Source organism: Enterovirga rhinocerotis, assembly GCF_004363955.1.
Lineage (GTDB): Bacteria > Pseudomonadota > Alphaproteobacteria > Rhizobiales > Beijerinckiaceae > Enterovirga > Enterovirga rhinocerotis.
Genome location: NZ_SNZR01000011.1, coordinates 2,233,269 through 2,250,223 on the forward strand (window position 1 = coordinate 2,233,269; position 16,955 = coordinate 2,250,223).

A 16,955-nucleotide genomic window follows, 5' to 3' on the forward strand; every position below is an offset into this window, starting at 1 on the left:
TCCCGGTGATCTCGGAAAGCGTGCTATATAGGCGAGCAGCCGGCGCGGCGCAAAGGATTCCTGATGCCGCCGCCGCCGGCGGAGCCGGTCAGACCATCCCGCGCAGGGCCTCGTCGGCCGCCTCCGGCGGAACGGCATGGAAGTCCGGCATCTGGTGCCGGAACCAGGTGAATTGGCGCTTGGCATAGGCGCGGGTATCGGCCTGTCCGCGCCGGATCGCCTCGGCGAGCGTCACCTCCCCGCGCAGATGGGCGAGGAAGCCCGGCACGCCATGGGCGCGCATGATCGGCAACGCAGGATCGAGCCCGCGCGCGGCCAGGGCGTGCACTTCGTCGAGGGCCCCCCGTTCCATCATCGTGTCGACCCTGCGGTCGATCCGCGCCCGCAATTCCGCCCGTTCGGCAGGTGCGATGAAGAGCTTCGCCATGCGCCGCCCGTCGAGCGGGCCGGGACGCCGAAGCCCCTGGAAGGCGCCGATCGGCCGGCCGGTGGCGGCGACGATCTCGAGCGCGCGCAGGATGCGCTGGCGGTCGCCGGGCTTGAGCCGCGCCGCGCTCTCGGGATCGCGCCGGGCGAGTTCGGCATGGAGTTCGGGCGCCGCGCGGCCTTCGGATTGCGCCCGGACCTCTGCGCGGACCTCCTCGGGCACGGCCGGAAGGTCCGACAGGCCCTCGGTCAGCGCCTTGAAGTAGAGACCCGTGCCGCCGACGACGATGGGGAGCGTTCCCTCGGGCAAGCCGCGCAGAAGCCGCTCCATGTCGGCGACGTAGAGCCCGGCCGAATAGTTCACGGCACCGTCGACATGGCCGTAGAGGCGATGCGGCGCCTCGCCCTCCTCCTCCTCGCTCGGGCGGGCCGAGAGGATGCGAAGGTCGCGATAGACCTGCATCGAATCGGCGTTGATCACCACGCCGCCGTGATCGCGCGCGAGCCGCAGCGCCAGGGCCGACTTGCCCGAGGCCGTCGGCCCTGCAATGAGGATCGCCTCCACCCGCCGCACGACAGCCCGCCCCGCTCCTTCTCGCGGCCGGGCCGTGCCCATCACGGCACCCGACCTTGGCCGATTCCCCGTCCCTCATCGCGACCCTGATTGCAAATCCGGACCGCCCGACGCTCGATGCCGGCCTCCTGCGCCGCGCGGGCGACGCCCTCGGCATCGGCACGCCGCGCATCCTGGCGGAGGGAATCGCGGCCGAGTTCGAGACCGCGGGGGCGCCGTCCGACATCGAGCGGCACCTGCGCGCGGCGATCGCGGACGCGCCCGTCGACATCGCGGTGCAGCCTGCCGGCTCCCGCCGCAAGCGCCTGTTCCTGGCCGATATGGATTCGACCATGATCGGGCAGGAATGCATCGACGAACTCGCCGATTTCGTCGGGCTGAAGCCGCAGGTCTCGGCGATCACCGAGCGGGCCATGCGCGGCGAGATCGCCTTCGAGCCGGCCCTGCGCGAGCGCGTCGCGCTGCTGAAGGGTCTCTCGACCGGGATCGTCGAGGGCATCATCCGCGAGCGCATCACCCTGACGCCGGGCGGGCGCGAACTCGTCGCCACGATGAAGCGGGACGGCGCCCATACCTGCCTCGTCTCCGGCGGCTTCACGCTGTTCACCGGACCGATCGCGGCGATGATCGGCTTCGACGAGAACCGGGCGAACGTCCTCCTCACGGAGGGCGACGAACTGGTCGGCCATGTCGCCGAACCCATCCTCGGCCGGGAGGCGAAGCTCGCGACGCTGATCGAACTGCGCGACACGCTCGGCCTGCGGCCCGAGGACGTGCTCGCGGTCGGCGACGGCGCGAACGATCTCGCCATGCTGGGCGAGGCTGCGCCTGGGGTCGCCTTCCGCGCGAAGCCGGCTGTCGCCGCCGCCGCCCATATCCGCATCGACCACGCCGACCTCACCGCCCTCCTCTACCTCCAGGGCTACAGGCGGGACGAGTTCGCCGCCTGACGCCCACTCGGCCACAGCGCCGCCCGAACCGCCATCGCGAGGATGCGCAGGCGAGGCGGCCCCAACCGGGAGTCATGGGCTGGTTCGCGGAGCCTTCCCTTGCCCCGGCCCAGGCGGATCCACCGGCTCGCCCTGACGATCGCACTTGACAATATAGGAATATCCGCCTATATGCCGTCCGTCCCGTCCACGAGGGGCGCGCTCCTGAGGCGTCGTGATTGTGGGACGATCTTCGGATGGCCGGAATGGGCAACAGCCCAAGCCGGCCGGATCGGCGCCTGCGGGCGGGGTTCGCGGCCCCGCGCTCGGGAGGCCGGGTCGAATGCCGCCCTCCGGATACTACGGTCCGGGCGCCGCTAGTGCGGCTAGATCGGGCGGAGATGCCCTGGGGTCCCTGGTCGAATCCTCTCCGAGAGGGGAGTGGAGGCCAAACCGCAGGATGGTCTCCGATCCCGTGACGAGTGGCCGGCCCAGCCCAAAATCGCCGAACCCGAGACGCCGGACGGCTCTCCAAACAACAATCTGATCGAGCCCCCGGCGTTTCGGGTCCCCTCGGCTCTTTGAATCACGGATCGGATCACCCACCCGACGACGCGGGCGATGACGCTCGGCCCGTCGCAGGACGCGCCAACTGCGTCCCCTCTCCCGGCGGGAGAGGGACAGGGCGTAGCCGACCAGGGGACCCCGCCCGCGAAGCGGGATGGGGTGGTCGGCGGAGGGGAGAGCAGGACCGCAGGGGCGGAGCCCGCACGACGTGCGACCTGCGGAAAGGTCCCCCTCCCCTCCGCCCACCCCTTCCCCGCTTCGCGGGCGGGGTTCGCGCCGGTCCAGAATGCGCTATGCGACCCGAAACGGGAGGATTCGGATGAGGCTTGCGGGCAAGAGGGCGCTGGTGACGGGCGCAGCGGCGGGGTTCGGCCGCGTGATCGCGGAAACCTTCGCGCGGGAGGGCGCCTCCGTCGTCCTGGCCGATCGCGACGGTGACGGCGCGAGGACGGCGGCTGCCGCCCTCGGTGCCCCGACGACATCCGTCGCGGGCGATGTCTCCTCGGTCTCGGACGTCGCCCGGATGGTCGCGGCCGCGCAGGAGGCCTTCGGCGGGCTCGACATCGTCGTCAACAATGCCGGCATCATCTCCAACCGCGAGCCCCACGAGGAGGTCGAGGAGGAGACCTTCGACCGCCTGATGGCGATCAACGTGAAGTCGCTCTACTGCATGAGCCGCGCGGCTGTGCCCGTCCTGCGCCAGCAGGGCACCGGCGGGTCGATCGTCAATATCGGCTCGACGGGCGGCCTCAGGCCGCGCCCCGGCGTCGCCTGGTACAACGGCTCCAAGGGGGCCGTGCATGCCATCACCAAGACCCTGGCGGTCGAACTCGCGCCCGACAACATCCGCGTGAACGCGATCGCGCCCGCCCTCGCCCCGACCTCGATGATCAACGCGGTGCTGGGCGGAACGGATACCGAGGAAGGCCGCGCGGCGATCCTGACCTCGATCCCCCTCGGCCGGCTCTGCGCCCCGTCCGACGTCGCCAATGCCTGCCTCTGGCTCTGCGAGGACGCCTCCTCCTACATCACGGGCATCATCGTGCCGGTGGATGGCGGCCGCACGGTCTGAGGCGCCGCCGCTTCGTCCGGCCGGACCGGTATGCTAAACGCATACCGGTCGGATGCTGGAGGAGGCCATGGCCACGGTCGAGAAGATCACGATCGCGCTCACGCCGGAAATGGCCGGCTTCGTGCGCCGCGCCGTCGAGGCGGGCGACTACGCCTCGACGAGCGAAGCCATCCGCGAGGCGGTGCGCGAGTGGAAGGACCGGCGCGAGTTGCTCGGCTATACGGTCGAGGAGTTGCGGGCGCTGGCGCAGGAGGGGATCGATAGCGGGACGAGTGATCGGACCATGGGCGAGGTAAAGGCGGAGGCCCGCCGCCGCTTCAGCGCGCGCTCGCGAGACTGATCGTGGCGACGATCGTTCGCGCCGCTCGCGTCGACGAAGACCTCATCGAGATCTGGCACTCGATCGCTGCGGACAGCCCGGTCAATGCGGACCGGATCGTCGACGAGATCGAGCGTCGGTGGCTGCAACTTGAGGCTCACCCGCTGTCCGGACCTTCGCGAGAGGACATCGGCCCTGGCATCCGGCATCTGCTGAGCGCCCCTTACCTGATCCTCTATCGCGCCGAGGGCGATTCCATTCGGATCCTTCGTGTCCTGCACGGGCGCAGGAACCTTGGACCCAGCAGCCTTCAGGCCTGAACAGCAGCCGCACGCCTCGTCTTCGCCACCAGCGTCAGCACGTCATATTGCGCCACCACGGCCGCGTCCTGGTTCGTGACGGTGCAGTCCCAGCGCACCTCGCCGTAATCGGCGGTGGCGCGCGGGTCGATCGCCTTGCAGACGAGCGTCACCTGAAGCGTGTCTCCGGGGCTGACGGGGGTCAGGAAGCGCAGGTTGTCGACGCCGTAATTGGCGAGGACCGGCCCGGGCGCCGGATCGACGAAGAGGCCCGCCGCGAAGGAGACGATGAGGTAGCCATGGGCGACGCGGCCCGGGAAGAACGGGTTCGCGCGCGCCGCCTCCTCGTCCATATGGGCATAGAAGGTATCGCCGGTGAACTCCGCGAAATGCTCGATATCCGCGAGCGTGACCGTGCGGCTGCCGGTGACGAGGCGGTCGCCGATCTCCAGCTCCGCCAGGGACTTGCGGAAGGGATGCTCGGCCTCGTCGCGCGTCTTCGCCCCCTTCATCCAGCGCCCGGTCGCCTCCGTCAGGAGCCAGGGCGCGCCCTGGATGGCGGAGCGCTGCATGTAGTGCTTCACCGCCCGCATGCCGCCGAGTTCCTCGCCGCCGCCCGCCCGGCCCGGCCCGCCATGGACGAGCATCGGCAGCGGCGAGCCGTGGCCGGTCGAGGATTTGGCGCTGAGGCGGTTCCCGATCAGGATGCGGCCATGCCAGGGGCCGAGCGCGCCGACCATTTCGCGCGCGACCCCGCCGTCATTGGTGAAGACGGACGCGACGAGGCTGCCCTTGCCGCGCCGGGCAAGCTCGGCCGCCTCCTCGATCGTATCGTAGGGCATCAGGGTCGCGACCGGGCCGAAGGCCTCGATCTCGTGCACGGCGCTCGCCGAGAGCGGCTTCGCGCAGTGGAGGAGGACCGGCGAGAGGAAGGCGCCGGCCTCAGCATCGCCGGACGCAAGACGGGGATCCGCCGGGTCGCCCGACACGATCTCCGCTTCTGCCCGGAGCCGCTCGATGCAGCCCCGCACCTCGTCGCGCTGGCCGAGGCTCGCGAGCGGCCCCATCCGCGTCGCCTCCTCGGCGGGGTTGCCGACGACCGTCTTCGCGAGCCGCTCGCCGAGGGCCTTCGCCACCGCATCGATCGCAGCGCGCGGCGCGATCAGGCGGCGGATGGCGGTGCATTTCTGGCCGGCCTTCGCCGTCATCTCGCGCGCCGCCTCCCGCACGAAGAGGTCGAATTCCTCGCTGCCCGGCCCGGCATCGGGGCCGAGGATCGAGGCGTTCAGGCTATCCGCCTCCATCGTGAAACGGACGGAATTCTCGATGACGGCCGGATGCGCACGCAGCCGCCGTCCGGTGGCGGCGGAGCCGGTGAAGGTCACGACATCCTGGGGCGTGACGAGGTCGAGAAGATTGCCGACGGAGCCGCAGACGAGTTGCAGCGCGCCGTCGGGCAGGATCCCGGTCTCGACGATGCGCCGGACCATGAGTTCCGTCAGATAGGCCGTCTGGCTCGCCGGCTTCACGATCGCGGGCAGGCCGGCCAGCAGCGTCGGGGCGATCTTCTCCAGCATGCCCCAGCAGGGGAAGTTGAAGGCGTTGATGTGGATCGCCGCCCCTTCGAGCGAGGTCAGGACATGCTGGCCCGAGAAGGTTCCGTCCCGCGACAGGGCCTCCGGCTCGCCCTCGACGACGAGGCGGGCATTGGGCAATTCGCGCCGGCCCTTCGAGGCATAGGAGAGGAGGGTCGCGATGCCGCCCTCGATGTCGATCCAGCTATCCGAACGCGTCGCGCCGGTCGCGGTCGAGAGCGCGTAGAACTCCTCCTTCCCCTCCATGAGGGCCTGCCCGACCGCCTTCAGCATCAGGGCGCGCTCGTGGAAGGTCATCCGGCGCAGCGCGGCGCCGCCCTTCTCCCGCGCATGATCGAGCATGGCGGCATGGTCGAGCCCGCTTGCATCGATCAGCGCCACCACCGCCCCGGTCGAGGCGTCGAGGAGGGGGATGCCCGGGCCGGAACCGCGCACCCAACGGCCGCAGACATAGCTTTCGAGATGGCGGGGCGTGGCGAGGGGGGCGTTCATGGTGCGGCTTCCAAAAGAGCGATGACGTGTCCGCGGGTCCCCTCTCCCCTTGCGGGAGAAGGTGGCAGCGCGGAGCGCTGACGGATGAGGGGTGCAGCGCTCCGGTGGACGTCGAGTCTCCACCCCTCATCCGACCCTCGCTGACGCGAGGGCCACCTTCTCCCGCAAGGGGAGAAGGAACCGCGGAGGAAGGTCACGCGCCGAGCCCCAGCTCGCCCAGCAGCCGGCCTGTCGCCGCCTCCCAGGCCTCGGCCAGGACCGCGTTGGGCGTCCCGCGCAGTCCGAAGCGCTTCTGCGTGTCGAACCGCGCCGAATTCGGCGAACCGAAGCTCGCGGCGACGCGCGGGCGCCAATAGGCGATGGACGCGAGGAGATCGGGCCGCCGGGCCGGGTCGGCGGCGAGCTTGCGCAGGCCCTCGATGCCGAGTTCCAGATGCCTCCGCTCGCGCGGCAGGATGGCCCGGAAGGCCTCCGCCAGCGGCTGGTACGACACGCCTTCGAGCTCCCCGAGCTGGATCACGGTCGCCTGCCCCATCAGGACGTTCATCGTGACCGCATCCGCCCAGCCCTGCAGCGGATAATGGAAGACCGAAAGGCGCATGTCGGCGCCGTGGCGGGACGCGCCGAGATCGGCATCGCGCGCCACGCGGTCGGTCCAGGGATGATGGTCGGCGTAGCGCGAGACGTCGGCGCCGAACTCGCCCATGATGGCGAGGACGCGCTCGGCATGGTCGAGCTTCTCGAGCACGATGCGCGAGGCGGCGATGCGCTCCTTGATGCCCGGCCCCTCGTTGATCGTGTCGGCGAAGCCGGCCGCGCCTGCGAGTTCGCTGTCGACGAAGGTCGCCATGAGGCGCATCAGCTCGCCCCGGTAGCGCGGCGACGCGTTCTCGGGCGAGGTCAGCTTGCCACCCTGCGCGAGGTACTCCTCGATCGGCATCGTCTCCGTGGCGGCTTCGGACATCCGGATCCCCCCTGCCCTCACTGATCGTAGGTGACGACGACCCGGTCCGAGAGCGGATAGCACTGGCAGGTCAGGACGTAGCCGCGGCGCACCTCGTAATCCTCGAGCGCGTGGTTGGTCTCCATCTCGGTCTCTCCCTCGAGCACCATGGCCCGGCAGGTCGAGCAGACGCCGGCCTTGCAGGCATAGGGTGCGTCGAGGCTCGCCCCGAGCGCGGCGTCGAGGAGGGACTGACCGCGTTTCGGCATCTCGACGATGCGGGTCGTGCCGTCGAGCGTGATCGTCGCCGTGCAGAGATCGGCCCTGTCACCGCTGGCGACGGCCTTCGGAACGTAGCTCCCGCGCCGCGGCGCGGAGGCGAAGAGCTCGAACTTGATCTGCTCGTCGCGCAGCCCGTGCTCGCGCAGGGAGGCGGCGATGGCGAGCATCATCGGCTCGGGGCCGCAGATGAAGGCCATGTCGACCGAGGCGAGGTCGATCCACCCCTTGAACAGCCGGGCGCATTTCTCGCCGTCGATGCGGCCGGAGAAGAGGTCGATCTCCTGGGCCTCGCTCTCCAGCACATGGATGACGTTCAGGCGCCCGAGATGGAGGTTCTTCAGGTCCTCCAGCTCCTCCCGGAACATGATCGCGTTGATCGAGCGGTTGCCGTAGACGAGCGTGAAGCGGGATCGGGGCTCGGCGGCGAGCGTCGTCTTGATCAGGCTCAGGACCGGGGTGATGCCGGAGCCGCCGGCGAAGGCGAGATGATGCCGCGCGGAAGCCGGATCGAGCGGCGCGTGGAAGGTGCCCATCGGCGGCATCGCCTCGAGCACGTCGCCGACGCGCAACTCCTCATTGGCGAAAGCCGAGAAGGCGCCGCCGTCCACCCTCTTGATGCCGACCTGGAGGATCCCCTCGTCGCGCCCGGCGCAGATCGAATAGGAGCGCCGGAGCTCCTCGCCCTCGAAGGCGCGGCGGAAGGTCAGGTACTGGCCCTGGACGAAGCCGAAGGCGCCGCGGTCCTCATCGCGCGGGGCGAGCGTGAGAACGACGGCGTCGCGCGTCTCCCGGCGGATGTCGGCGACCGTGAGGGGCAGGAAGCGGGACATGTCAGGCTCCCCGCACCGCAACGCGCATGCCTTCTCCCCTTGCGGGAGAAGGGGGCCCTGCGAAGCAGGGTCGGATGAGGGGTGATGACTCGACGGCCACGGAGGAGTTGCCCCCCTCATCCGTCCCCCGGGACGAGCCCGGGGGCCACCTTCTCCCGCAAGGGGAGAAGGGGCCGCGCGGAACTCCAAATGATCGCGCTGCAGCCATCGTCAGATGCTCTTGAAGTAGTCGAAGGGCTCGAGGCAGTCCTGGCAGCGCCAATGCGCCTTGCAGGGTGTCGAGCCGAACTGGCTGATCCGCTCGGTCCGCCGCGAGCCGCAGCGGGGGCAGGCGACGTCGAGGGCGCGGAGCGAGCCGACGCAGGCGGCGGTGCCGTCGACGGGCGGGGCGATGCCGTAATCGCGCAGCTTGTCCCGTCCCTCCCGGCTGATCCAGTCGGTCGTCCAGGCGGGCGAGAGCCGGCGCTTCAGCGCGACCCGGTCGAGACCTTTCTCGCGCAGATGCCGGTCGATCTCGAAATTGATGACGCTCGTCGCCGGGCAGCCCGAATAGGTCGGCGTCACCGTCACTTCGAGCGTATCGCCCGCCCAGGCCACATCGCGCACGATGCCGAGATCGACGAGGGAGATCACCGGGATCTCGGGATCGGGCACCTCGCCGAGCCAGGACCAGACCTCCTCGACGGACGGGCGGGCGGGCGTCATGGCGCTCACCACGCCGCGCCGGGATAGGCGCGCTGGAGGAACTGCATCTCGGCGAGGATGAAGCCCAGATGCTCGCTGTGCCGGCCGCTCTTGCCGCCCTTCTGGGCGTAATCGTTCTGCGGCACCGCGAGCGTCGCCTCGGCCAGAACCGCCTCGACATGGCTCCGCCAGACCGGCCGCAGGCTGTCGGGCTCGGGCGCGAGACCGGCAGCCGCGATCTCCGCGTCCCGCGCATCGCCCGCGAACATCTCGCCGGCATAGGACCACAGGAGGTCGAGCGCGGCCTGCATGCGGCGGTGGCTCTCCTCCGTCCCGTCGCCGAGGCGGATGACGAGATCGCCTGAGCGCTCGAGGTGATAGGCGACCTCCTTAGAGGCCTTCTCGGCGATCTCGGCGACGCGCTCGTCGCTCGCCCCCTGGAGAGCCCGCAGCATCGGCAGGTGCCAGGAATCGAACAGGAACTGGCGCATGATCGTGCGCCCGAAATCGCCGTTCGGCTGCTCGACGAGCAGCAGGTTCCGGAAGGCTGGCACGTCGCGCAGATAGGCGAGATCGTCGGCGCTGCGCCCCCTCCCCTCGGCCTCCGCCGCGAGGCCGAGCCAGAGCTGCGTCTGGCCGATCAGGTCGAGCGCCATGTTGGCGAGCGCGATATCCTCCTCCAGGGCCGGCGAATGCCCGCACCATTCGGAGTTGCGATGGCCGAGGATGAGGCAGTTGTCGCCCATCCGGAGCGCCAGCTCGACGAGAGGCGCGGTCTGCACCGCGTGGCCGGCCATCACATGTGGCCCACTTCGTCGGGGATGTCGAAGAAGGTCGGGTGCCGGTAGACCTTGGAATTGGCCGGATCGAAGAGCGGCCCCTTCTTGGAGGGAGCGCTCGCGACGATGTCGGCGGAGCGCACGACCCAGATGCTCACCCCCTCGTTGCGCCGCGTATAGACGTCGCGGGCATGATGGATCGCCATCTCGGCATCGGGCGCGTGCAGGCTGCCGACATGCCGGTGGTTGAGCCCGTGCTGGCCGCGGATGAAGACCTCCCAGAGAGGCCACTCGCTCGACATCGGTTTCCCTCCCGATTTCAATCCGCCCCGCTTCTCCCCTTGCGAAAGAAGTCGAGTTGCGCGTCAGCGCAACCGAATGAGGGGCTAGGGACACTCGCCGCTGGCGAGGCAAACCCCTCACCCGGTCGGCTGGCGCCGACTCGACCTCTCCCGCAAGGGGAGAGGCAGGCGCTACCTCACGCCGCCTGCGCCATCCGGCGGTCGGCCTTCTTTCGCGCATGCGCGCTCAGCCCCTCGCGGAACCAGGCGCCCTCGTCCCAGGCGTCCTTGCGGGCCTGGAGCCGCTCGCGGTTGCAGGGGCCGTTGCCGGCGATCACCGCATAGAACTCGTCCCAATCGGGCTGGCCGAAATCGAAACCGCCCTTCTCCTCGTTCCATGCGAGGTCCGGGTCGGGCACGGTGAGACCGAGGAACCGGGCCTGCGGCACGGTCTGGTCGACGAATTTCTGGCGCAGGGCGTCGTTCGAATCCTGCTTGATGTTCCAGGCCATCGACTGGGCCGAATGGACCGAGGCGTCGTCCGACGGGCCGAACATCATCAGCGAGGGCCACCACCAGCGATCCAGCGCATCCTGCGCCATCGCCTTCTGCGCGTCGCTGCCCTTGGCCAGCACCGACATGATGTGGAAGCCCTGGCGCTGATGGAAGCTCTCTTCCTTGCAGATGCGCACCATGGCGCGGGCATAGGGGCCGTAGGAGCAGCGCTGCAGCGGCACCTGATTCATGATCGCCGCGCCGTCGACGAGCCAGCCGATCGCGCCGATATCGGCCCAGGACAGCGTCGGGTAGTTGAAGATCGAGGAATACTTCGCCTTGCCCGAATGGAGCTGGGCATACATCTCGTCGCGCGAAATGCCGAGCGTCTCGGCCGCGCAGTAGAGATAGAGGCCGTGCCCAGCCTCGTCCTGCACCTTGGCGAGGAGGATCGCCTTGCGCTCGAGCGTCGGGGCGCGGGTGATCCAGTTCCCCTCCGGCAATTGCCCGACGATCTCGGAATGGGCGTGCTGGCTGATCTGCCGGACAAGCGTCTTCCGGTAGCCCTCGGGCATCCACTCCTTGGGCTCGATCTTCTCGCCCGCATCGATGCGTTCCTGGAAGGCGCGCTCCTGCGGATCCATCTCGTCGAGAGTGCGGAGCCGGGCCGCGTCGGTCTTCACCAGTTGGGCGTACATGCGCGTCCTCCTCGGTGCCCCAGAGTCGACGTGTTACACCACGCTCGAGACCGTGGCTTGTTTTGTAACATAAAGCGACCGGTCGTCAAAGACTTTGTAACGCATCCAAGGAGGGCACTCCATCCGCCCCTCCGGCGATGCGCGCCCTTGCAAGGGTCGGCCGATCGGCGCAAGTCCGCCCCATCGAAGATGGGAGGGTTCGCGGGGATGACGGATACCAAAGGGCCGGTCGGCTTCATCGGGCTCGGGGCCATGGGAGCGGCCATGGCCGAGCGGCTCGCGGAAGCGGGCATTCCCCTCCTCGCGCTCGACAGGAACCAAGCCGCCCTGGACGCCTTCGTCGCCCGCGGCGCCACGGCCTGCGCCACCCCGGCCGAGGTCGCGGACGGCGCGGAGGTGGTGTTCTGCTGCCTGCCGAAGGCCGCCATCTCCCGAGAGGTCGCGCTGGGCGCGGACGGAATCGCGAAGGGGCGGCGCGCCCGCGTCGTCGTCGAGACCTCGACCATCGGCAAACAGGCCATGGAGCCGATCGCAGCCGGCCTCGCGGCCGCGGGCAAGGCGCTCGTCGACTGCCCGATCAGCGGCGGCCCGCGCGGCGCCCGCGCCGGCACGCTCGCGGCGATCGTCTCCGGCGCGGCGGTCCCGATCGAGGCCGCGCGCCCCTATCTCGAGATCATGGCCAAGAACGTCTTCGTCGTCGGCGACGAACCCGGCCAGGCCCAGGTCATGAAGCTCGTCAACAACCTCATCTCGGCCGCGAACATGGCCTCGGCCTTCGAGGCGCTCGTGATCGGCGCCAAGGCCGGGCTCGACCCGGACATGATGGTGCAGGTCATCAACGTCTCGACGGGCCGCAACAGCGCGACCCTCGACAAGGTCCCGCAATCGGTGCTGACCGGCAGCTTCGACTACGGGGCCCGGCTCGACATCCTCTACAAGGACATCAATCTCGGCCTGTCCGAAGCGGAAGCCCTCGGCGTTCCGACCTGGACGCTGAACGCCGTGACGCAGCTCTTCCGCCACGGCGTCATGGAACTCGGCGGCGAGAAGGACTTCACCTCGCTCATCCGCCTCGTCGAGGGCTGGGCCGGCGCCGAGGTCCGAAGCCGGGCTGCGACCGACCGGGATGCCGGCTGAGCCTCGGCTCAATCGACCGAGACGTTCAGGCTCTCGACGATCGGCTGCCAGCGCCGCCCCTCCTCCGCGAGCAGGCGCTGCGCGCCCTCGGGGGCGATCTGGCTCTCCTCCGGCCGATCGAGCCCGAGCTCGACCGTCCGTTTCGCGAAGAGCGGATCGCGGGTCGCCTTGGCGACCGCATCCGCCAGACGCCGCACGATCGGATCGGGCGTGCCCTTCTTCACCACGACCATGTTCCAGATCCGGTAGTCGAGATCGGAGAAGCGGGATTCGGAGGCGGCCGGCATCTTCGGGGCACCCGCCATGCGCGATTTCTGCAGCACCGCGACGCCGGTCACGACGCCGCCCTGGATGTGCTGCAGGGACCCGGTCGGGCTCTCGACGATGAACGAGACGTTGCCGGCGAGAAGATCGTTCAGCGAACCGCCCGAGCTTCGGTAGTTCACGATCTGGATGTTCAGGCCGAGCCGCCGGTTCAGGATCACGGCGCCGAGATAGGAGCCGGAGCCGATCCCGGCCGCGCCGAAGTTCAGCTTGCCTTCGTTCTCCCGGGCATAGGCCTCGAACGCATCGAGACCCGAGAGCACCGTGTTCTTGTTGGCCACCAGCATCTGAGGCGAGTCGGCGACCGAGGCGAGCGCCGTGAAGTCGGCCGGCGGATCGTAGGGCTTGTTGCGGTAGAACGCGATCGCAGCCGCGAGCGTGCCCGTATTGCCGATGAGCAGCGTATGGCCGTCGGCCTGGGCGGCGAGCACCCGCCGTCCCGCGATGCCGCCGCCCGCGCCGGGGACGTTCTCGACGATCACCTGCTGGCCGAGTTCCTTTCCGACCGCATCGGCCAGGAGCCTGGCGAGGATGTCAGTCGAGCCGCCGGCCGCGAACGGCACGATCAGTGTCAGGATGCGGCTCGGAAAGGCTGCTTGCGCGCGCCCCGCGACCGTCGAGGCGGCGAGCCCTCCGAGACCGAGCAGCGCCGCTCTCCGGTCCAGTCCCGGTTGTGCCGCAATGATATTGCCCGACGCGTCTTGCATGATGTCATCCTCCCTCTCGGCCTGCCTCGCTTCGGGAGGCATGGCCGCTCGACCATGAGATTCGCTTCGCCGCATCGTCGGCGCGACGAAGCCGTTGCGGCTTCGTCAGCCGATCCGGTTCAACGCGCCGCCGTCCACCGGCAGGGCGATCCCCGTGATGAAGCCCGCCTCGTCCGAGGCGAGAAACAACGCCGCATGGGCGACGTCCCAGGCGGTCCCCATGCGGCCGCGCAGCGGGACGCGGGCGTCGCGCTCCGCCGCCACCTCCTCGCGCGGGCGCCCCGTGGCGCGCGAGCGCGTATCGACCGCCATCGGCGTGTCCATGAGGCCCGGCAGGATCGCATTGGCCCGAATGCCGTAGGCGGCATTCTGCATGGCGAGCTGCTGGGTGAAGGCGATGAGGCCGGCCTTGCTGGTCCGGTAGCTCACGAAGGGATAGGTGGTCTCGATCGCGGACATCGACGAGACGTTCAGGATCACGCCGCTCCCCTGCTCGCGCATGATCGGCACGGCGTGCTTGGCCGCCATCACGGCGCCCCGCAGGTTGATCGCATGGACGCGGTCGAAGGCCTCCTCCGTCACCTCGGAGAGGATCGTGTCGCCGCCGGCGATGCTGACGCCGACATTGTAGTACAGGATGTCGAGGCGTCCCCAGAGCCGCACCGCCTCTGCGATCGCCCGGCCGAGCGAGGCGCCGTTCGTCACGTCGGCCGCGGAGGCCTTCACGGCGCCACCCGAGTCCGGACGGGCCATCGCAGCCGTCTCCTCGGCGGATGCGAGGTCCCGATCCACCGCCAGGATCTTCGCACCCTCTTCGGCGAAGCGCAGGCAGACCGCCCGACCGTTGCCCATTCCCTGGCCGGGGCTCTGCCCCGCCCCGATCACGATCGCGACCTTGCCCTCGAGGCGCCCCATCCTCTCCATCTCCCTGTCCCGTAGCGGCGCGGTGCTCGTTATGGCCGCGCTCTGCGTCCGGGCTATACAGTCCCGACGCGAGAGGGAAGAGCGAGGAGGAGCAGGTGCTGTATTGCGTCCGCATGGATGTGCGCGTGCCGCACGACGTCGATCCGGACCGCTTCGCCGCCCTGAAGGCGGCGGAGAAGGCGCGAGCGGAAGAACTTCAGCGCGCCGGAACCTGGCGCCATCTCTGGCGCATTGCGGGGCAATACGCGAATATCAGCGTCTTCGACGTGGCAAGCCACGACGAGCTGCACGAGGTCCTGTCGACGCTGCCGCTGTTTCCGTTCATGGAGATCGAGGTGACGCCGCTCGCACGACATCCCTCCGCGATCGATTGACCGGGGGCTGAGGCGCCCCCGGCTCCCGTCGGCTCTCAGCCCGCCGCCGCCGGCACCGGGGACAGGGCCGCGATCTCATCCTCCGACAATCCCACCTCGGCGAAGACCTCGGCATTGTGCTCGCCGAGGGCCGGCGCATGACGCCGGATCGACGGCTCGTGCGCCGACCAGGTGCTCGGACAGCGGATGACGCGGACGCGCCCCTCGGTCGGGTGATCCATCAGTTCGAACAGCCCGACATCCTGCAGATGCGGGTCGTCGAGCAGGCTCTCGACGGTGTTGAGCGGCATCACGGGGATGTCCGCCTCTTCGAGAGCCGTGCGCCATTCGGCGGATGTCCTCTTCAGCATCTCCTCGGCGACGAAGGCATTGACGGCGTCGATATTGGCTGCCCGCACCGCATGCGGCCAGAAGCGCGGATCGGAACGCAGCGTCCCCTCCCGGCCGATGACCCGGAAGAAGCCCTCCCAGTGCCTGTCGGTGTAGATGAGCGTGCAGATATGCCCGTCCTTCGTGGCATAGGGGCGGCGATGCGGCGTCATCAGCCGGCCGTAATGCGGAGGGCCGGTCGGAGGGTCGAAGCCCAGGCCGCCGAGATGATCGCCGAGGAGGAGCTGGCTGAAGACCTCCAGCATCGGCACCTCGACCGCCTGCCCCTCCCCCGTCCGCTCGCGATGCACCAGCGCGGATGAGATGGCCGTCGCGCAGTAAAGACCGACGGCCCGGTCGACGATGTTCGAGGGCACGTAGCGCGGGTCGCTGCCGGAGACGACTCGCATGGTCGAGGCAAGGCCGGATGCGCCCTGGATGAGGTCGTCATAGGCGGGCTTGCCTGCGTAGCGACCGCCCGCTCCGAACCCGACCGCCGCAACGTAGACGATCCCCGGATTGACCTTGGCGACGTCCTCGTAGCCGAGCCCGAGCCGCGCCATGGCCTGAGGCCGCACATTGTGGACGAGCACGTCCACCGTCTTCGCGATGCGCAGGAGCGCATCGCGCGCCTCGGGCCGCTTGAGGTCCAGCACGATGCCGCGCTTGTTGCGGTTCCCGGTCATGAAGAGGTGGCCCATGCCGGGGTTCCTCATCGGCCCGACATGCCGCATGAGATCGCCGCCCGGCCCCTCGACCTTGATCACGTCCGCGCCGAGATCGGCGAGGACCTGCGTTGCGTAGGGGCCGAGGATGACCGTCGACAGGTCGAGGATGCGGATGCCGTCGAGCGGGCCGCTGCTCTTGGGCCTATTCGGGCTCAATGCCGGCCTCCTTGATCAGCTTCGTCCACTTGACGAGCTCGGACTTGACGAAGGCGTCGAGTTCCTCGGGCGTCGAGGAGAACGCATCGAAGCCCATCTCGGCGAGCCGTGCCTTCACCTCGGGCTTGGCGATGATCGCCTTCAGCGCCTCGTTGAGCCTCGCCGTGATGTCCTTCGGAAGGTTGGCCGGGGCGAAGATGCCGTTCCACGACGTGATGTCGAAGCCGGGAACTCCCGCCTCCGTCATGGCCGGGATGTCGGGAAGGATGGCGCTGCGCTCGGCCGTCGTGACCGCGAGCGGCCGGAGCCCGCCCGATTTGACCATGGCCATGCCGCTGGTCAGGTCGATGAACATGAAGGAGACGCGCCCGCCGACGACGTCGGTGATGGCGGGCGGGGTGCTCTTGTAGGGAACCTTCAGCACGTCGATCCCGGTCGCCCGCTTGAAGGTCTCGCCGGCGACGATGCCGGTCGAATTGCCGTAGGCGTAGGTCAGCTTGCCGGGATTGGCCTTGGCGTAGGCGACGAGTTCCTGGACCGACTTCACCGGCAGCTTCGGGTCGACCACCAGCATGAAAGGCAGGTTCCCGCCCCGCACGATCGGCGTGAAATCCTTCACCGGGTCGTAATTGATGCTCTTGAGGAGGCTCGGATTGGCGGAATGCGACGTGTTCGTCGTCATGAACAGCGTGTAGCCGTCCGGCTGGGCTCGCGCGACGAAGGTCGCGGCGATGGCGCCGCTGGCCCCCGCCTTGTTCTCGACGACGACGTTGCCCTTGAGCGCCGGTCCGAGCTCCTGAGCGATCACTCGGGCGACGGCATCCGTCCCCGACCCCGCCGCGAAGGGCACGATCATCGTGATCGTCCGCGACGGATAGGCATCGGCCTGCGCCGCAAAGCTCTGAATGGCGGCAAGGCCGCCTGCCAGCAGCACCCCCAAGACCCTCATGATGTTCCTCCCGTTTTTTTGA

General features: G+C 69.3%; 18 protein-coding genes. 6 read left to right on the forward strand and 12 right to left on the reverse strand.

Features of this window, described 5'->3' with window-relative positions; genetic code table 11:
* Positions 1-88: 88 nt before the first annotated feature.
* Entirely contained in the window at positions 89-1,042 is a 954-nt protein-coding gene (gene miaA / locus EV668_RS11255) for a tRNA (adenosine(37)-N6)-dimethylallyltransferase MiaA (protein ID WP_133769825.1), read from the reverse strand.
* 14 nt (positions 1,043-1,056) lie between these two features.
* Between miaA and serB the strand changes: the two genes are divergently transcribed.
* From serB to EV668_RS11275, 4 genes are all read left to right on the forward strand, one after another.
* Positions 1,057-1,950 (forward strand): phosphoserine phosphatase SerB, encoded by an 894-nt coding sequence (gene serB, locus EV668_RS11260; protein WP_133769826.1) that lies wholly within the window; start codon positions 1,057-1,059, stop codon positions 1,948-1,950.
* Between the two features lie 865 nt (positions 1,951-2,815).
* Positions 2,816-3,568, forward strand: coding sequence for an SDR family oxidoreductase (locus tag EV668_RS11265; RefSeq protein ID WP_133769827.1), 753 nt, complete (start codon positions 2,816-2,818; stop codon positions 3,566-3,568).
* 67 nt (positions 3,569-3,635) lie between these two features.
* Positions 3,636-3,908, forward strand: coding sequence for a type II toxin-antitoxin system ParD family antitoxin (locus tag EV668_RS11270; RefSeq protein ID WP_133769828.1), 273 nt, complete (start codon positions 3,636-3,638; stop codon positions 3,906-3,908).
* A gap of 2 nt (positions 3,909-3,910) precedes the next feature.
* Positions 3,911-4,207 carry a type II toxin-antitoxin system RelE/ParE family toxin gene (locus tag EV668_RS11275; protein ID WP_133769829.1) on the forward strand — a complete coding sequence of 99 codons (297 nt, stop codon included), beginning with the start codon at positions 3,911-3,913 and terminating at the stop codon, positions 4,205-4,207.
* On the opposite strand, the gene paaZ is transcribed toward EV668_RS11275, so the two are convergent.
* The 7 genes from paaZ to paaA form a co-directional block, all read right to left on the reverse strand.
* Complete coding sequence (gene paaZ / locus EV668_RS11280; protein WP_133769830.1) at positions 4,198-6,273, reverse strand: phenylacetic acid degradation bifunctional protein PaaZ; 2,076 nt, start codon at positions 6,271-6,273, stop codon at positions 4,198-4,200. The two genes, EV668_RS11275 and paaZ, sit on opposite strands and share 10 nt — an antisense overlap.
* 193 nt (positions 6,274-6,466) lie before the next feature.
* Positions 6,467-7,237, reverse strand: a complete 771-nt coding sequence (locus tag EV668_RS11285) for a Phenylacetic acid catabolic protein (RefSeq protein WP_133769831.1) — start codon at positions 7,235-7,237, stop codon at positions 6,467-6,469.
* Between the two features lie 17 nt (positions 7,238-7,254).
* Positions 7,255-8,328: a 1,2-phenylacetyl-CoA epoxidase subunit PaaE gene (paaE, locus tag EV668_RS11290; RefSeq protein ID WP_133769832.1), complete on the reverse strand. Its 1,074-nt coding sequence runs from the start codon at positions 8,326-8,328 to the stop codon at positions 7,255-7,257.
* A gap of 210 nt (positions 8,329-8,538) precedes the next feature.
* Complete coding sequence (gene paaD / locus EV668_RS11295; RefSeq protein ID WP_133769833.1) at positions 8,539-9,033, reverse strand: 1,2-phenylacetyl-CoA epoxidase subunit PaaD; 495 nt, start codon at positions 9,031-9,033, stop codon at positions 8,539-8,541.
* A gap of 5 nt (positions 9,034-9,038) precedes the next feature.
* Positions 9,039-9,809 (reverse strand): 1,2-phenylacetyl-CoA epoxidase subunit PaaC, encoded by a 771-nt coding sequence (gene paaC, locus EV668_RS11300; RefSeq protein ID WP_133769834.1) that lies wholly within the window; start codon positions 9,807-9,809, stop codon positions 9,039-9,041.
* Positions 9,809-10,093, reverse strand: coding sequence for a 1,2-phenylacetyl-CoA epoxidase subunit PaaB (gene paaB / locus EV668_RS11305; protein ID WP_133769835.1), 285 nt, complete (start codon positions 10,091-10,093; stop codon positions 9,809-9,811). Before paaB ends, paaC begins: the two co-directional genes overlap by 1 nt.
* 176 nt (positions 10,094-10,269) lie before the next feature.
* Entirely contained in the window at positions 10,270-11,265 is a 996-nt protein-coding gene (gene paaA / locus EV668_RS11310) for a 1,2-phenylacetyl-CoA epoxidase subunit PaaA (RefSeq protein WP_133769836.1), read from the reverse strand.
* Between the two features lie 207 nt (positions 11,266-11,472).
* On the opposite strand from paaA, the gene EV668_RS11315 reads away from it, so the two are divergent.
* Positions 11,473-12,402, forward strand: coding sequence for an NAD(P)-dependent oxidoreductase (locus EV668_RS11315; protein WP_166652408.1), 930 nt, complete (start codon positions 11,473-11,475; stop codon positions 12,400-12,402).
* An 8-nt stretch (positions 12,403-12,410) separates the two neighbouring features.
* Here the strand turns inward: EV668_RS11315 and EV668_RS11320 are convergent, their stop codons facing one another.
* Entirely contained in the window at positions 12,411-13,433 is a 1,023-nt protein-coding gene (locus EV668_RS11320; RefSeq protein WP_166652409.1) for a Bug family tripartite tricarboxylate transporter substrate binding protein, read from the reverse strand.
* A 105-nt stretch (positions 13,434-13,538) separates the two neighbouring features.
* The gene (locus tag EV668_RS11325; protein WP_133769839.1) at positions 13,539-14,348 is read right to left on the reverse strand and encodes an SDR family NAD(P)-dependent oxidoreductase; all 810 of its coding nucleotides are present in this window, start codon (positions 14,346-14,348) and stop codon (positions 13,539-13,541) included.
* Positions 14,349-14,452: 104 nt separating this feature from the next.
* On the opposite strand from EV668_RS11325, the gene catC reads away from it, so the two are divergent.
* Complete coding sequence (catC, locus tag EV668_RS11330) at positions 14,453-14,731, forward strand: muconolactone Delta-isomerase (protein WP_133769840.1); 279 nt, start codon at positions 14,453-14,455, stop codon at positions 14,729-14,731.
* A gap of 35 nt (positions 14,732-14,766) precedes the next feature.
* Here the strand turns inward: catC and EV668_RS11335 are convergent, their stop codons facing one another.
* Both EV668_RS11335 and EV668_RS11340 read right to left on the reverse strand, forming a co-directional pair.
* Positions 14,767-15,984, reverse strand: coding sequence for a CaiB/BaiF CoA transferase family protein (locus EV668_RS11335; RefSeq protein ID WP_133769841.1), 1,218 nt, complete (start codon positions 15,982-15,984; stop codon positions 14,767-14,769).
* Positions 15,971-16,933: a Bug family tripartite tricarboxylate transporter substrate binding protein gene (locus EV668_RS11340; RefSeq protein ID WP_133769842.1), complete on the reverse strand. Its 963-nt coding sequence runs from the start codon at positions 16,931-16,933 to the stop codon at positions 15,971-15,973. Before EV668_RS11340 ends, EV668_RS11335 begins: the two co-directional genes overlap by 14 nt.
* Positions 16,934-16,955 lie beyond the last annotated feature (22 nt).

Coding starts and splice junctions, on each gene's coding strand:
- miaA (WP_133769825.1), bottom strand. CDS start 1,042: ATGGGCACGGCCCGGCCGCGAGAAGGAGCGGGGCGGGCTGTCGTGCGG.
- EV668_RS11265 (WP_133769827.1), top strand. CDS start 2,816: ATGAGGCTTGCGGGCAAGAGGGCGCTGGTGACGGGCGCAGCGGCGGGG.
- EV668_RS11270 (WP_133769828.1), top strand. CDS start 3,636: ATGGCCACGGTCGAGAAGATCACGATCGCGCTCACGCCGGAAATGGCC.
- paaZ (WP_133769830.1), bottom strand. CDS start 6,273: ATGAACGCCCCCCTCGCCACGCCCCGCCATCTCGAAAGCTATGTCTGC.
- EV668_RS11285 (WP_133769831.1), bottom strand. CDS start 7,237: ATGTCCGAAGCCGCCACGGAGACGATGCCGATCGAGGAGTACCTCGCG.
- paaE (WP_133769832.1), bottom strand. CDS start 8,328: ATGTCCCGCTTCCTGCCCCTCACGGTCGCCGACATCCGCCGGGAGACG.
- paaD (WP_133769833.1), bottom strand. CDS start 9,033: ATGACGCCCGCCCGCCCGTCCGTCGAGGAGGTCTGGTCCTGGCTCGGC.
- paaC (WP_133769834.1), bottom strand. CDS start 9,809: ATGGCCGGCCACGCGGTGCAGACCGCGCCTCTCGTCGAGCTGGCGCTC.
- paaB (WP_133769835.1), bottom strand. CDS start 10,093: ATGTCGAGCGAGTGGCCTCTCTGGGAGGTCTTCATCCGCGGCCAGCAC.
- paaA (WP_133769836.1), bottom strand. CDS start 11,265: ATGTACGCCCAACTGGTGAAGACCGACGCGGCCCGGCTCCGCACTCTC.
- EV668_RS11315 (WP_166652408.1), top strand. CDS start 11,473: ATGACGGATACCAAAGGGCCGGTCGGCTTCATCGGGCTCGGGGCCATG.
- EV668_RS11320 (WP_166652409.1), bottom strand. CDS start 13,433: ATGCAAGACGCGTCGGGCAATATCATTGCGGCACAACCGGGACTGGAC.
- EV668_RS11325 (WP_133769839.1), bottom strand. CDS start 14,348: ATGGGGCGCCTCGAGGGCAAGGTCGCGATCGTGATCGGGGCGGGGCAG.
- EV668_RS11340 (WP_133769842.1), bottom strand. CDS start 16,933: ATGAGGGTCTTGGGGGTGCTGCTGGCAGGCGGCCTTGCCGCCATTCAG.